This window comes from Vibrio orientalis CIP 102891 = ATCC 33934, assembly GCF_000176235.1.
Classification (GTDB): domain Bacteria; phylum Pseudomonadota; class Gammaproteobacteria; order Enterobacterales; family Vibrionaceae; genus Vibrio; species Vibrio orientalis.
This window is the reverse complement of record NZ_ACZV01000005.1, coordinates 1,642,885-1,657,735: the sequence shown is the minus strand read 5'-3', so window position 1 is coordinate 1,657,735 and position 14,851 is coordinate 1,642,885. Positions and strand designations below refer to the sequence as shown.

Here is a 14,851-nt window from a genome sequence, read left to right as displayed (position 1 = left end):
AAAATTCAATAAAATCAGTTAATTAGATTATTGAGTGATGATGGGGTGCTTAATTTTGGTGCAAGCTATGCCCAAACTTGTGACAAAAGAAAGCCCCTAGCGCATTACTGCGCTAGGGGCTTAAATGTGTATCGACTAAAGCGTCATTACATTACACGCATACCAGGCTGAGCACCTTCGTGTGGCTCAAGGATCCATAGATCGCTGCCACCAGGGCCTGCGGCTAGGATCATGCCTTCCGACATACCAAACTTCATCTTACGAGGTTTTAGGTTCGCTACCATTACGGTTAGCTTGCCTTCTAGCTCTTCAGGTTTGTACGCAGACTTGATGCCTGAGAATACCTGACGAGTTTCACCGCCGATGTCTAGTTGGAACTTAAGCAGTTTGTTTGCTTTTGGCACTTCTTCACAAGAGATGATACGTGCGATACGCATATCTACTGCAGCGAAAGCGTCAAACTCAATCTCATCTGCGATTGGATCTTTATCTAGTTCAGTTTGGCTTGCTTTATTCTTTTCAGCTTCTGCTTTTTCTTTTGCTGCAACTTCTGCTGCTGCATCTTCTTTAGAAGCTTCAATCATCGCTTCAACCTTCTTAGGATCGATACGGTTGAATAGTGCTTTGAACTTAGTGATTTCGTGACCAGTTAATGGGGCAGCAACGCCTTCCCAAGTTAACTCTTCGTTTAGGAACGCTTCAGTACGTGCAGCAAGCTCTGGCATGACTGGTTTCAGGTAAGTCATCAGAACGCGGAATAGGTTAATACCAACAGAACAGATGTCTTGTAGCTCTTGGTCTTTACCTTCCTCTTTCGCAACAACCCACGGTGCTTTCTCATCAACGTATTGGTTTGCTTTGTCTGCTAGTGCTGTGATTTCACGGATAGCACGGCCAAACTCGCGAGTCTCAAAAAGCTCTGCGATACGATCAGCGGCCGCAGCGAACTCGTTGTATAGCTCAGGTTCAGCGAAGTTAGCAGATAGCTTGCCTTCAAAACGCTTAGAGATGAATCCAGCATTACGTGATGCTAGGTTAACAATCTTGTTTACTACGTCAGCGTTAACGCGCTGAGTGAAGTCTTCAAGGTTAAGGTCTAGGTCATCGATACGGCTGTTTAGCTTCGCTGCGTAGTAGTAACGCAGACATTCTGGATCTAGGTGATCTAGGTACGTCGCTGCTTTGATGAATGTGCCTTTAGACTTAGACATCTTCGCGCCGTTTACTGTTACGTAACCGTGTACGAATACGTTGTTTGGCTTGCGGAAACCAGAACCTTCAAGCATCGCAGGCCAGAATAGAGAGTGGAAGTAGACAATGTCTTTACCGATGAAGTGGTAAAGTTCTGTTGTGCTGTCTTTTTTCCAGTACTCGTCGAAGTCTAGGCCTTCAGTTTTGTTACATAGGTTCTTGAATGAAGCCATGTAGCCAACCGGTGCGTCTAGCCATACGTAGAAGAACTTGTTCTTTTCGCCTGGGATTTCAAAGCCGAAGTAAGGCGCGTCACGAGAGATATCCCACTGTTGAAGACCAGACTCAAACCACTCTTGCATTTTGTTTGCTGTTTCAGACTGAAGAGAGCCAGAGCGAGTCCACTCTTGTAGCATGCTTTCAAACTGAGGCAGGTCGAAGAAGAAGTGTTCTGAATCCTTCATTACTGGTGTCGCACCAGAAACGGCTGATTTAGGGTCAATCAGCTCTGTTGGGCTGTATGTCTCACCACAGTTGTCACAGTTATCGCCGTATTGGTCTTCTGACTTACACTTAGGACAGGTACCTTTTACGAAACGATCCGGTAGGAACATCTCTTTCTCAGGGTCAAATAGCTGAGAAATAGTGCGGCTAGAAATGAAACCGTTTTTCTTAAGCTCAAGATAGATGTGTGAAGCCAGCTCACGGTTCTCTTCAGAGTGTGTGCTGTGGTAGTTATCAAAGCTAATATCGAAGCCAGCGAAGTCTTTTTGGTGCTCTTCACTTACTGCAGCGATCATCTCTTCTGGCGTAATACCCATCTGTTGTGCTTTTAGCATGATTGGCGTGCCGTGAGCATCGTCAGCACAGATGAAGTTTACAGTGTTGCCACGTAGGCGTTGGTAGCGAACCCAGATATCTGCTTGAATGTGTTCAAGCATATGACCTAGGTGAATCGAACCGTTAGCGTACGGAAGGGCACAAGTGACCAGTAGTTTTCTTGGATCAGTCGCCATACTTAATATTCGCTTCTAATGATGTATAAAAAAATAGAGAGTAATACTACCTTATCCCACCAGTGACTCCAAGGCTTCCAATATGGGAAACCCTAGTTTTTTCAGGGTTCAGTCTAGGCTGGTGGAGTGTTACGATTAGATGCATAAGGAGGACCTATGCGTCAGTTCACTTCAAAGCAAGATTTTTGTGATTGGTTAAACCAATTTGAGCACCCATCTCTTATTTCGGAATGGGCATCCACAGCCAGTATCGTTTCAGTGAAGCCGGAAGGTTTTATTGTCGACATTCCTTTTGCCGCTAATGATTTAGTCGTTCAACTTAGAGAGTGGATATCGAGTCGACAAGCTTCAGGAGAAGTGGCTCAGTTTAACTATTCAATCAATGTTGCGCCTAAGCCCTTAGAAACTCATCTTGCCCATGAGATCAAGGGGGTTAAAAACGTTATTGCGGTGACGTCAGCGAAAGGCGGGGTTGGCAAATCGACAACATCGGTGAACTTAGCTCTCGCACTTGCTCAGTCTGGCGCTAAGGTGGGTCTACTGGATGCCGACATCTATGGACCTTCAGTACCTTTGATGATTGGTCAGACAGAAGCTAGACCAGAAGTGCGTGATAATAAGTGGATGCAGCCTATTAAGGCTCATGGCATTTACACTCATTCGATGGGTTACTTAGTCTCTAAAGATGAAGCAGCGATTTGGCGTGGGCCGATGGCCGCAAAAGCGTTATCTCAGCTATTGAATGAAACTGAGTGGCCAGAGCTAGATTATTTGGTAATCGATATGCCGCCAGGTACCGGTGATATTCAGCTTACTCTCTCTCAGCAAGTGCCAGTGACAGGCGCAGTGATTGTGACAACGCCTCAAGACTTAGCGTTGGCTGATGCGCGTAAAGGTGCTGCGATGTTTGGCAAAGTTGATGTGCCGGTTGTCGGTGTGGTTGAAAATATGAGCTACCACATTTGTAGTCATTGCGGCGAGAAAGAGCACATCTTTGGCGCTGGTGGTGCAGAGCAAATGGCTAGCGAGTATGGACTAGACTTGTTGGCGCAAATTCCACTGCACATTCAAATGCGTGAAGATATCGACAACGGCAAACCGACAGTGGCGGCTCGTCCTGAATCTGAACATGCTCAGCAATATATGGCATTGGCTGAAGCGGTAAGCTCTCGTTTGTATTGGCGAGGTAAGACAAAACCAGAATCGATTATGTTTACTATGGTTGAGTAGGTCGAAAATCGAGAAAAAGAGCGCACAATTTAAGCGCTCTTTTTATTCTTATTCCGTGTAATCGATTGCGTCTGGCGCTTTTATTCTATTTGTTTATTTCTTCTCAATCCTTGCTGGCAACAAAGGGGTTAACTCCCTATAATCAGGCGGTTTATCCAAAATTATGCTCATACATAGGGCTTGTCCATACTGGCACTGCTAGTATTAGCATAAGACACCAATCTAAATCATCGGGTGCAAGAATAATGTCTGATAATAATCAATGCGTCATCGTCGGTATTGCTGGCGCGTCTGCTTCTGGAAAAAGTTTAATCGCGAGCACTATCTATAACGAATTACGTGAGAAAGTGGGCGATCATCAAATTGGTGTGATTACGGAAGATTGCTACTACAACGATCAAAGCCATCTAAGCATGGAAGAGCGTGTTAAAACCAACTATGACCACCCGAGCGCGCTTGATCACGACTTACTGTGTGAGCATCTAGAAAAACTAGTGAAAGGTGAAGCAGTAGAAGTTCCGGAGTACAGCTATACAGAGCATACTCGTACAGACAATACTACGCCGATGACGCCGAAGAAGGTGATCATCCTAGAAGGTATCCTCCTTCTGACTGACCCACGTCTGCGTGACCTAATGCATGCGACGGTATTTATGGATACACCACTTGATATCTGTCTACTACGCCGCGTTAAGCGTGATGTAGAAGAGCGTGGTCGTACTATGGACTCAGTTCTTAAGCAGTACCAAGAGACGGTTCGTCCGATGTTTATGCAGTTCATCGAACCATCCAAGCAATATGCAGACATCATCGTACCTCGCGGCGGCAAAAACCGTATCGCTATCGATGTACTAAAAGCTCACATTGCAAAACTTCTGAAAGCTTAGCGCTAATTGCACGTATAAGACTTTATTTTTTATGAGATAAGTGGCACTTTTAGTGCCACTTTCTTTTTATGGTCTGAAAAGTCAAAAACGACCATTTATACTTGGGATTGGTCAAGTAAGAACGACTTACCGATTCGCAAAGCAAGGATAATGCTAATGAAGAAACTGTTCCTGTTTATCGCAATCCCTATCGTTGCGATTCTTGGCGCCGTAATTGCGCTCGTTGTACTGGTGAACCCTAATCAGTTCAAGCCGCTTATTGTCGAGCAAGCGAAAACCCATACAGGGTTAGATCTTGTGATTGAAGGCGATATTAGCTGGCAATTTTTTCCATCAATTGGTTTTGAATTAGGCCAAACAGAGCTGCGTAACCCGCAAGGCTTTGAGCAACTCAATATGTTCAAAGTGGACACGGTTGGCATTGATGTATCGGTGATGCCGCTATTTAGTCAGCAGCTAGAAATTGGCAATATCACGTTAGATGGTGCGGCATTCTCGTTAGAAACACTAAAAGATGGTTCAAAGAACATTGATGCACTGACTCAAGCACAGACAGCGGCAGCTGAATCAGCGCCGGTGGATGCTGAATCAACATCTGCAGCTCAAACTCAAACAGAGTCTACACAGCAAAGTGCTGCACCGGCATGGACAATCAACCTAGCGGGTGTGACAGTATCTAATGCATCGGTTGAAATCCAAGATAAGCAAGCGGGCTCTTTCACTAAGCTATACGATGTGTCATTAAACCTTTCAGAGTTTGCAGTCGACACGTGGACTAAGGTCGATTTCGCCGCAAAAGGTGAAGCGAATCAGCAGAAATTTTCGGCACAAGGCGACGCTGAATTTAAGCTAGCGAAAGGTTTTAAAGAGTACGCATTGCGTAACATCAACCTAGATGCGAGCTTTAGTGATGCAGCGACTCAAATTGAAAGCGCTAAGATTGGTCTAGAAACGTTTGAGTTTGATAAAGCCAATGCACTGACTTACGCTGTTGTGGGTAAAGCAGCTGGCTTAGACATCGATATGAAAGGTGCAGCATCACTGAATGTCGATAAAGCGATCACAAAAGTGATGATGAACCAACTTACACTTGATGCAACATTTGAAGGCGATTCACTTCCTCAATCTCCAATGAAAGTGGATATGGCATCTGACCTGTCGTTTGACTTGACTAAGAACCACCTAAGTTTTGTGCTAGAAAAACTGACGGCAAATGCACTTGCGTTTGATGGTAAAGCCGACATTACTTTAGCTGACATCCCGAAAGTTCGTTTCTCACTGCACAGCCCAAACATTGATTTGGATGAGTTCCTTGGCTTAGGTCAAACTCAGGAAAGCAAGGCCAGTGAAACAAACTCGGAAACAGCGCCTGCTAATAGCGAGTCTAAAACAGCCAAAACGTCACCGAAAAAGCCAGCTCAAGAAGTTGAACCAGACCTATCCGCACTGAAAGCGCTAGATGTGATGGGCGATATCACGATTGACAAGTTCAAAGCGAATAACGCTAAGATGCAAAATGTTAAGGCAAGTTTCTCGGTGAATCGTGGTATTGCAGAGCTGAAATCATTCACCTCTAACCTATACCAAGGTTCAATCAGTGTCACTGCACGTCTTGATGCACGTAAGTCTCCTGCTTCTTACACGGCGAAAAAACGCATTAAGGGCGTTAAGGTATTGCCGCTGCTTAAAGATGTGGCGAATAACGATATGCTTGAAGGTACCGGTAATATTAATGTTGATGTCAAAGGCAGCAGCCTAACGCCAACAGGTATTCAGAAGAACTTGGTCGGTACGATTGCTATTAATTTCGAAGATGGTGCGGTTCATGGTATCAACGTAGCACAATTGATTCGTGAAAATTACGCCAAAATTAAAGGCCAAAAAGTCGAGTCGAAAGATGAAGTGCAGAAAACTGACTTCAGCGCGATGAAAGCAACTCTGAAGCTGAACAAAGGTAATGTATCGACTAACGACCTGACTATGCAGTCTCCATTACTTAGAATTCGTGGTAACGGCAAAGCTAACTACATTAATCAAACCGTCGACTTCACGGTCAGTACTTCTATTGTTGGTACGCTAGAAGGCCAAGGTGGTAAAGACATCGATGAGCTGAAAGATGTCACAATCCCAATCAATGTGTCGGGTAAATGGGCAGAGCCTAAGTTCAAGCTAGTGTTTGATGATGTGCTTAAGCAAAAAGCGCAGAAAGAAATCGACCGCGGCGTAGAGAAACTAACCGACAAGATTAAAGATGAAGAGACTAAGAAAGCTGTTGATGGACTGCTGAAAGGACTTTTTAACTAAAATCTGTACAAAACCCGAGCGAACGCAATGTTTGCTCGGATTTCCTAATTGGATAAAACTATTAACTTAGTGCTTTGATTCTAAATGATTTTCTCGCATAACCCCAAGCCGCTATATTGCCTCTGCTCTTACTTCTTCTTCTTACGTTGGAAGGAATAAACCTACATACACTGTTGTTAAGTTTGTGTAATTTTGTCTTAAATTCATTAACGTATATTGAGACAAAAAGCGTATGGTTCAATTCTTATCTAGGCTTCGAATTAAAACAAAACTACTGCTCTCTTTTTTGTCAATGGTTGTGCTATTTACCATTGTTAATATCTATAACTTGAACGTCCTGAATGGCGATATTACAAACCTGAATAGCTACAGTAATTCATCCCTTAGCAAGATTAATTCAGTTTATGACAATGAAATACAGTCGACGTATGAAATAAGATTATTGTTCTTGAAAGCGGCTGGTCGAGAAGGCTTAGATGGGACGTTTATCAGTGCTTTAGACTCTTGGTATGAAAGCATTGAGAGAAACTTTATCGATGATGGTAAAAGTGCTACCCAGTTGCGACTAGAGAATTATAAAAATTATTATTATCATGTTCGAAATCTTGCTGAGGTCAAAAACAAATATTCTGCATACAGTGGAGAGTATGCTGGTTTTTTAAAGGAATCTGACGAACTGGCGTCAAAGCTAATCCAATCTTTGGCTGAGTTTTCTGATGAAATCAATTCAAGTATTCGTGAGGACTTCCGCCAAACCCAAGCTCATGCTGATCAAGTTGCCATTCACAGCCTCATCGAATTAGCCATTATTTCATTGGTATCACTGTTGTTCATTACTTATGTAGCAAGCACTATTGCTAGACCAATCAATGACGTAGCTATGAAGCTGAATGAGATGGCTAACGGTGACTTTAGCGTAAGGTATCAATATATCGGGAAAAATGAACTAGGCAGTTTATCGAGCTCGATTAATGGCCTAGGGGAGTCTATCGGACACATTATTGAGCAAGTTAACGTCAACAGTGATGGAGTTGCAGCAGCGGCAACAGAGCTAAATTCTATCATGCATCAATCAAGGGAAAGTTCACATTTGGAAAAGGAGCAGTTTGCTCAAATAAGTGTGGCTGTGACTGAGCTCTCGAGTACAGCAAAGGAGGTAAACGCCAATGCTGCTGCGGCAGAAGAAGCCTCCGATTCAGCACTTGAATTCGTTTCAATTGGTCAGAAGCATATTGATGATGCACAAAGAAGTAGTGAAGAAGTCGCAAAATCAATTAATCGTTCAGCTGAAATGATTGGAGAGTTAAAAGGTCACTCTTCAGATATTGGACGTGTCATTGAGGTGATTAATAACATTTCCGATCAAACTAATTTGCTTGCTCTAAATGCGGCTATAGAAGCGGCAAGAGCAGGGGAGCAAGGTAGAGGCTTTGCCGTTGTCGCCGACGAAGTTAGGGGGCTTGCTGTTCAAACTCAAAATTCGACCGCTGAAATACAGAATGTTATTGAGGCTCTACAAGAACAAGCTTCCATTGTGAGTGATTTGACGCTTCATAATGTTAACTTGATTAAGGGCAGTCAGGAATCATCACAGCACGTTCTAGGTGCATTTAATGAGATTACTTTGGCGGTGCAAAAGATCTCGGAGCAAAATTCCTTAGTTTTTGCTGCTTCTTCAGAGCAGGCGGATGTAACCGATTCTGTTTCTAGAAGCATTGTTCAAGTGTCGGAAATTGTTACAGACAACACGGAGAGTATTGGTCACTGCTTTGAGGCTTCAGATGAGCTTGCCGTCATGTCTGAAAGGCAAAAAGAGCTTTTGAGTCGTTATATCTCATGATTTAAGAAAGCTGGCCGCATTGTGACCTTTGCTGCCAGCTACTCAATTTTTGTGCGATGTTATTGCTACCAATCCACACCTTGCAGTGCTTTCACTCCCGATTCAAAAGCGTGCTTTACGTTCTTCACTTCAGAGACAGTGTCGGCCATTTCGATTAATGTGCGATGAGCGCCGCGACCAGTAATAATCACAGATTGCATCTTAGGGCGGTTGTTTAACGCTTCTACGACCTCATCTAGGTCGATATAGCCATAGCTCACCATGTAGGTCAGTTCATCAAATAAGATAACGTCAATGGAATCATCAGTAAGTAGGCGCTTACATTCTTGCCAAACTTGCTGTGCGGCTTCAGTATCGGATGTTTTATTTTGTGTTTCCCAGGTAAATCCCGTTGCCATAACGTGAAACTCGACCCCAAGTTTTTCGAGTAGGTTTCGTTCACCGTTAGCCCATGTCCCTTTAATAAACTGCGCAACCGCGGCTTTTTTATCGTGACCGACAGCGCGAGCCACCGTGCCAAATCCTGATGTTGACTTACCTTTACCGTTACCTGTTATGATCAGCAGTAACCCTTTCTCTTCTTGAGCAGCTGCCACTCTAGCATCGACTTGCTCTTTCACTTTTTGCTGTCTAGCTTTGTGACGCGCTTGTTTGTTGTCTTCTTCAGACATGGGAATTCCTTCTTACGCATTAGAATCTCTTTATGATAGAGCAATGGTCAGTTAAGAAAAACCATTGATACTTCAAGGGTTCAAACCACTGCCTCGCGTTTAGCAGAAGTTAAATACAATCACACTAGTTACCAATATGACACTGTGCTTATAGCTTAGCTCAATATGAATCGATGGACTCGAGCTATCAAATTCACTTTTTCTCATCACACTGTTTGTGGATTTCTAATCATCCGGTTGTTGGTTGCATATAGATTTCACACGGCAAATACAACTTTTGAATAAATGGAATTAATAATTTAAATAATGGAATGAATAAAGTGACGATGGAAAAATAACCGAAACAATATAGGAAATATCTCTGGATATAATCTTATCGAATGTTTCTCTTCTATAGGTATATGGGCTATATCTTTCTAACCTATTGAAAACCTGCATTAAGTTACTACCTATGTCTGATTTTAAATTAACACCATTCGGTAATTGATGAAAATATTTACTCATCATTAATGGAATGAAAGTGTTCGATTTTTGCAATTCCCATGAATCGAATGTAGGAGTAATTTGTTTTTGAAGAATTTTTAGTGACACGAACAAATAGCAAATGAGTTATTTAAATTTGATTCTTTAATGTTGCAAAAATAGGACTCTACTAAAAGGTGTAGTCATGAAAGAAAGTACTGCTAGTGACGATATACTACTGGCGATGAAGAAAATAATGTGGTGTCAGTTACTATTTGGACTATTCGCAATTATTTTTGAAATTTTCTCTTCATATAACAGGGGGGTAAATATTGAGTCCGCATTAATTGGTGTCATCTTGGCTATTTTACCAGGAATGTTTGGAATGTTTTTAGCTAGCAGAAAAGCTAAGTTTAGACCTGACGTTGATATCAAAGATTTAATGCAATTAAGTGGAAGTATGAAGCTAGTCTATACGGTTATTTCATTTGCGCTGGTTTTCCACTTTTTCAAAATGAGAAATGTGGTGATGATTACAAGTTATTCGATTACGTTTTTAGGATATTTTGTGGCACCACTGCTCTATAAATACCTTCCCAATTCAGATAGTAAGGAGGGGTAAGTGGAAAGCGTACAGTCCGCTCATGAGTATATCGAGCACCACCTAACATTCCTGACGAAAGGGACGGGCTTCTGGGCGATTAACATGGACTCAATGTTCATGGTTTGGATTCTTGGACTGCTCTTTATTGGTTTGTTTAGATTTGCAGTATCTAAAGGAACCAGCGGTGTACCAGGTCGTTTACAGTGCTTTGTTGAAGTGGTGTTTGAGTTTGTAAACAACCTAGTAAGTGAGATCTTCCAATCTAAAGATAGGCTCATTGGTCCAATGGCTCTGACTATTTTTGTCTGGGTTCTGTTAATGAATGCGATAGATTTGATACCGGTTGATTTTATTCCTGCTTTTGCTCGTATGCTTGGTTTTGAGCACTTCCGAGATTTACCTTCTGCAGATGTCAATGTGGCGATGTCGATGGCACTCGGTGTCTTTTTCTTAGTGATTATTTATACACTAAAAGCAAAAGGACTAATTGGGTTTATTAAAGAGTTAACCACTCAACCGTTCCAACATCCGTTACTTTACCCAGTTAATTTTGTACTGGAATTAGTAACGTTAATATCTAAACCTATTTCTTTAGGTTTGCGATTATTCGGCAATATGTATGCAGGAGAAATGATATTTATCCTGATCGCATTAATGCCATGGTGGATGCAATGGGCGTTAAGTGTTCCATGGGCATTGTTCCACATACTTATTGTTTGTTTGCAAGCATTTATATTTATGGTTCTCACTGTTGTTTATTTAGCAATGGCAGTAGAAGAAAATCACTAGAATTATATTTAAAGTTAAATTTTAAGTTATTAAAAATATCGGAGTTATTTATGGATATGGTAAGTGCAGTTCTTTATGTTGCTGGTGCACTATTAATTGGTTTAGGTGCCGCTGGTGCAGCTTCCGGTATCGGTAATCTAGCGGGTAAATATTTGGAAGGCGTAGCGCGTCAACCGGATATGACTCCAATGCTGCGTACTCAATTCTTTATTATGATGGGCCTTGTTGATGCGGTGCCGATGATCGGTGTTGGTATTGGCTTATATATCATCTTCGCTGTTGCGTAATTAATTCTTACGATATTTAACAACTAAGTACTATCCGTTAATTAAGTGAGGACGAGATGAACTTAAATGCGACGATGCTAGGCCAAGCAATATCCTTTGCGATTTTTGTCTGGCTTTGTATGAAGTATGTTTGGCCGCCACTTGTCGTTTTGCTCGATGAGCGTCAAAAAGAAATCGCGCAAGGTCTACGCCATACAGAAGATGCGGCTAAGGAACTTGCCTTGGCTCGCGCTAACTGTGATCAACTTATTGAACAAGCAAAAAAAGACGTCAATAAGATGATCGAACAGGGCCAAAAACGTCGAGCACAGTTAATTGAAGAGTCTGTTAAAGAAGCTGAAATCGAAAAAGCTCGTGTGATTGCTCAAGGTGAACTTGAGATCGAAAGTGAGCGTAATCGTGTGCGACAAGAGCTTAAAGCGGAAATGTCGGATCTGGTAATTCAAAGTGCTCAAAAGCTGATTAATAAGAATTTGGATACGGATACCAACCGTCAACTTATTGATCAGATGATCAAAGATATCTAACGCCTTAGGGGAGCAAAATGTCGGATATTCAAACCATTGCTTACCCATATGCCAAAGCGGCCTTTGATTTTGCAAAAGAGAATGGGTCGCTTGAAGAATGGAAAACTGCGTTGGTATTGGTTGCTGGTGTTATTGAGCAACCAGCCTTAATCAACCAAGCAAAAGCGCTCGACCAAGGCGGTAAAGCCGAAGCGGATAACTTTATTCACTTATTGTTCTCTGTTTGTGAGGGGTTTATCGATGAGCATATGCAGAACTTGATCAAGGTGATGGCTGAAAACCAACGTCTTATTGTAATGCGCAGCGTTGCCGAGGCCTTTTCTGAGCTCAAAGATGAAAGTGATTTGAGACTCGATGCAACTGTGTATTCGTCTGAGCCATTAGAGTCAGACCAACTTGAAGCTCTGACCAAGTACCTTGAGAAGAAGCTGGCACGACGTATCACATTATCGAACGAGATCGACCCCGATCTTATCGGTGGCATTGTAGTAAAAGCTGGTGAGTTGGTTATTGATGGCTCGCTCCAGAGCTCAATCCAACGCCTCGCGACCAGCTTGAACGTGTAGTAGGAATTTAAGATGCAACTAAATTCAACAGAAATTAGCGACCTAATAAAACAACGCATTGAAACATTCAATGTAAGTACGCAAGCGCGTAATGAAGGCACCATAGTGTCTATCTGTGATGGCATTATCACCATCAACGGTTTAGTCGACGTCATGCAAGGCGAGATGATAGAGCTGCCTGATAATCGTTATGCTCTAGCGCTCAACCTTGAGCGTCATTCCGTCGGGGCGGTAGTCATGGGCCCATATGCTGACCTAAGTGAAGGCATGACCGTCATGGGCACTGGCCGTATTCTGGAAGTGCCGGTTGGTCCTGAATTACTTGGCCGCGTGGTGAATACCCTAGGCCAACCCATTGATGGTTTGGGGCAAATCGATGCAAAACAATATAACGCCGTTGAAATCATTGCCCCGGGGGTCATCGACCGTAAATCCGTGGATACGCCAATCCAAACGGGCTACAAAGCTGTCGATTCAATGGTGCCAATTGGTCGCGGTCAACGTGAACTGGTGATTGGTGACCGCCAAACGGGTAAAACTGCGCTAGCGATTGATGCGATCATTAATCAAAAAGACTCAGGCGTAAAATCGATTTACGTCGCGATAGGCCAAAAAGCTTCAACCATTGCTAACGTTGTTCGTAAACTTGCCGAACATGACGCATTGAAAAACACCATCGTGGTTGTGGCATCGGCATCAGAGTCTGCGGCACTGCAATACCTTGCGCCGTATGCGGGTTGCACTATGGGCGAATACTTTCGTGACCGCGGTGAAGACGCACTGATTGTTTATGATGATCTCTCCAAACAAGCCGTCGCTTACCGTCAAATCTCATTGCTGCTCAAACGCCCACCGGGCCGCGAAGCTTTTCCTGGTGATGTATTTTACCTCCACTCACGTCTCCTAGAGCGTGCTGCACGTGTAAACGAAGCGTATGTGGAGCGCTTGACTAATGGTGAAGTGAAAGGAAAAACGGGGTCACTGACTGCGTTACCTATCATCGAAACTCAAGCCGGTGATGTATCAGCATTTGTGCCGACCAACGTTATTTCAATTACCGATGGTCAGATCTTCCTCCAGACTCAGCTATTCAACTCAGGCTTACGTCCTGCGGTTGACCCGGGTATTTCTGTGTCTCGTGTTGGTGGCGCGGCGCAAACCAAGATCATTAAAAAACTCTCCGGTGGTATTCGAACTGCTCTCGCTCAATACCGCGAGTTGGCGGCTTTTGCTCAGTTTTCATCGGATTTGGATGATGCGACTCGTCGCCAAATTGATCACGGTGAGCGTGTGACTGAATTAATGAAGCAAAAACAGTACGCACCAATGTCTGTTGCCGAGCAATCTGCCGTGATTTTTGCAGCAGAGCGAGGTTATTTAGATGCCGTTGAACTGGCGAAGGTTGGCGCATTTGAAGAAGGCCTAATCGCTTATGCGAAAATGAACTTTTCTGACTTGTTAGATGAGATCAACGCAAGCGGTGATTTTAACGACCAGATTGAAGCTCAGCTTACCAAGCTTCTTGACGAGTTCATTGCTCTCAAATCTTGGTAGTGGCGTCATTCTCTAATAGTTAAAAACGGAGCTTACCATGGCCAGTACAAAAGAAATTCGCACTAAGATTGCCAGTATCAACAGTACTCAGAAGATTACTAGTGCGATGCAAATGGTAGCCGCCAGTAAGATGCGTAAGGTTCAGGAACACATGCAGAAGAACCGCCCTTATGCAGAAAGTATGCGGCGCGTAATCGGCCATATTTCGTCGGGTACGCTTGAATACAGTCACCCGTATTTAGAAGAGCGCGAGGTTAAGCGAGTCGCTTACATCATTATCTCGTCAGATCGGGGTCTATGCGGTGGTTTGAACAATAACCTATTTAAGCGTGTTCTTTCTGAGATGACAGATTGGCGTGATAAAGGTGTGGAGGTTGATGCGACATTGGTTGGCTTAAAGGCGATTAACTTCTTCCATCGAGTGACCAATGTAGTTGCTCAGGCATCAGGGTTGGGCGATCAACCTAAAGTGGAAGATTTACTCGGCACCGTGCAAGCAATGCTTGAGCATTATAACCAAGGCCAAATTGACCGTTTGTACATCGCGTTTAATGAGTTTGAGAACACCATTGTACAGTCACCATCGATTAAGCAGCTATTGCCTTTTCCTATCGATGAGAGTGCGAAAGAGGCGAAGAGAAAGTCTCGTTGGGATTACATATACGAACAAGAACCGCGAGTCATTTTAGATGAGCTGATTCAACGTTACATCGAGTCTCAAGTTTATCAAGGCACGGTTGAAAACATTGCTTGTGAACAGGCGTCGCGGATGGTGGCGATGAAAGCGGCGACAGACAATGCTTGGCAGCTTATTGATGATCTGCAGTTGGTTTACAACAAAGCACGACAAGCAGCCATCACTCAAGAGTTGAGTGAAATTGTGTCGGGCGCGCAAGCGGTATAGTAAGAATTCTGAGGTATAG

General features: G+C 43.3%; 13 protein-coding genes. 11 read left to right on the top strand and 2 right to left on the bottom strand.

Going from position 1 to position 14,851, the window contains the following annotated elements; translation table 11 throughout:
- Window positions 1-146: 146 nt before the first annotated feature.
- Window positions 147-2,207: a methionine--tRNA ligase gene (gene metG, locus VIA_RS18150; RefSeq protein WP_004414878.1), complete on the bottom strand. Its 2,061-nt coding sequence runs from the start codon at window positions 2,205-2,207 to the stop codon at window positions 147-149.
- A 156-nt stretch (window positions 2,208-2,363) separates the two neighbouring features.
- Here metG and apbC point away from each other — a divergent pair, with 156 nt between their 5' ends.
- From apbC to VIA_RS18130, 4 genes are all read left to right on the top strand, one after another.
- Window positions 2,364-3,437, top strand: a complete 1,074-nt coding sequence (apbC, locus tag VIA_RS18145; RefSeq protein ID WP_004414876.1) for an iron-sulfur cluster carrier protein ApbC — start codon at window positions 2,364-2,366, stop codon at window positions 3,435-3,437.
- 245 nt (window positions 3,438-3,682) lie between these two features.
- Entirely contained in the window at window positions 3,683-4,324 is a 642-nt protein-coding gene (gene udk, locus VIA_RS18140) for a uridine kinase (RefSeq protein WP_004414873.1), read from the top strand.
- A 156-nt stretch (window positions 4,325-4,480) separates the two neighbouring features.
- Window positions 4,481-6,628: an AsmA family protein gene (locus VIA_RS18135; RefSeq protein ID WP_004414871.1), complete on the top strand. Its 2,148-nt coding sequence runs from the start codon at window positions 4,481-4,483 to the stop codon at window positions 6,626-6,628.
- A gap of 232 nt (window positions 6,629-6,860) precedes the next feature.
- Complete coding sequence (locus tag VIA_RS18130; protein WP_004414869.1) at window positions 6,861-8,468, top strand: methyl-accepting chemotaxis protein; 1,608 nt, start codon at window positions 6,861-6,863, stop codon at window positions 8,466-8,468.
- A 65-nt stretch (window positions 8,469-8,533) separates the two neighbouring features.
- Here VIA_RS18130 and cobO read toward each other — a convergent pair whose 3' ends face one another.
- Window positions 8,534-9,139, bottom strand: a complete 606-nt coding sequence (cobO, locus tag VIA_RS18125) for a cob(I)yrinic acid a,c-diamide adenosyltransferase (protein ID WP_004414867.1) — start codon at window positions 9,137-9,139, stop codon at window positions 8,534-8,536.
- Between the two features lie 667 nt (window positions 9,140-9,806).
- On the opposite strand from cobO, the gene VIA_RS18120 reads away from it, so the two are divergent.
- From VIA_RS18120 to atpG, 7 genes are read left to right on the top strand one after another with little or no spacing between them, the layout of a single operon-like run.
- Window positions 9,807-10,223, top strand: a complete 417-nt coding sequence (locus tag VIA_RS18120; protein WP_004418297.1) for a hypothetical protein — start codon at window positions 9,807-9,809, stop codon at window positions 10,221-10,223.
- The gene (gene atpB, locus VIA_RS18115; RefSeq protein WP_004414866.1) at window positions 10,224-10,994 is read left to right on the top strand and encodes a F0F1 ATP synthase subunit A; all 771 of its coding nucleotides are present in this window, start codon (window positions 10,224-10,226) and stop codon (window positions 10,992-10,994) included. It abuts the gene before it with no gap.
- A 50-nt stretch (window positions 10,995-11,044) separates the two neighbouring features.
- Entirely contained in the window at window positions 11,045-11,281 is a 237-nt protein-coding gene (gene atpE / locus VIA_RS18110) for a F0F1 ATP synthase subunit C (RefSeq protein ID WP_004414863.1), read from the top strand.
- Between the two features lie 56 nt (window positions 11,282-11,337).
- A complete protein-coding gene (locus VIA_RS18105; RefSeq protein WP_004418295.1) occupies window positions 11,338-11,808 on the top strand; it encodes a F0F1 ATP synthase subunit B in 471 nt (156 codons plus the stop codon).
- Window positions 11,809-11,825: 17 nt separating this feature from the next.
- On the top strand, window positions 11,826-12,374 hold the full coding sequence (locus tag VIA_RS22470) for a F0F1 ATP synthase subunit delta (RefSeq protein ID WP_004414858.1): 549 nt from the start codon (window positions 11,826-11,828) through the stop codon (window positions 12,372-12,374).
- 12 nt (window positions 12,375-12,386) lie between these two features.
- The gene (gene atpA / locus VIA_RS18095) at window positions 12,387-13,928 is read left to right on the top strand and encodes a F0F1 ATP synthase subunit alpha (protein ID WP_004414855.1); all 1,542 of its coding nucleotides are present in this window, start codon (window positions 12,387-12,389) and stop codon (window positions 13,926-13,928) included.
- Window positions 13,929-13,965: 37 nt separating this feature from the next.
- The gene (gene atpG, locus VIA_RS18090; RefSeq protein WP_004414853.1) at window positions 13,966-14,832 is read left to right on the top strand and encodes a F0F1 ATP synthase subunit gamma; all 867 of its coding nucleotides are present in this window, start codon (window positions 13,966-13,968) and stop codon (window positions 14,830-14,832) included.
- The last annotated feature ends 19 nt before the right edge of the window (window positions 14,833-14,851 follow it).

Coding starts and splice junctions, on each gene's coding strand:
- apbC (WP_004414876.1), top strand. CDS start 2,364: ATGCGTCAGTTCACTTCAAAGCAAGATTTTTGTGATTGGTTAAACCAA.
- VIA_RS18135 (WP_004414871.1), top strand. CDS start 4,481: ATGAAGAAACTGTTCCTGTTTATCGCAATCCCTATCGTTGCGATTCTT.
- VIA_RS18130 (WP_004414869.1), top strand. CDS start 6,861: ATGGTTCAATTCTTATCTAGGCTTCGAATTAAAACAAAACTACTGCTC.
- atpG (WP_004414853.1), top strand. CDS start 13,966: ATGGCCAGTACAAAAGAAATTCGCACTAAGATTGCCAGTATCAACAGT.
- VIA_RS18105 (WP_004418295.1), top strand. CDS start 11,338: ATGAACTTAAATGCGACGATGCTAGGCCAAGCAATATCCTTTGCGATT.
- atpA (WP_004414855.1), top strand. CDS start 12,387: ATGCAACTAAATTCAACAGAAATTAGCGACCTAATAAAACAACGCATT.
- udk (WP_004414873.1), top strand. CDS start 3,683: ATGTCTGATAATAATCAATGCGTCATCGTCGGTATTGCTGGCGCGTCT.
- VIA_RS18120 (WP_004418297.1), top strand. CDS start 9,807: ATGAAAGAAAGTACTGCTAGTGACGATATACTACTGGCGATGAAGAAA.
- cobO (WP_004414867.1), bottom strand. CDS start 9,139: ATGTCTGAAGAAGACAACAAACAAGCGCGTCACAAAGCTAGACAGCAA.
- metG (WP_004414878.1), bottom strand. CDS start 2,207: ATGGCGACTGATCCAAGAAAACTACTGGTCACTTGTGCCCTTCCGTAC.
- VIA_RS22470 (WP_004414858.1), top strand. CDS start 11,826: ATGTCGGATATTCAAACCATTGCTTACCCATATGCCAAAGCGGCCTTT.
- atpE (WP_004414863.1), top strand. CDS start 11,045: ATGGATATGGTAAGTGCAGTTCTTTATGTTGCTGGTGCACTATTAATT.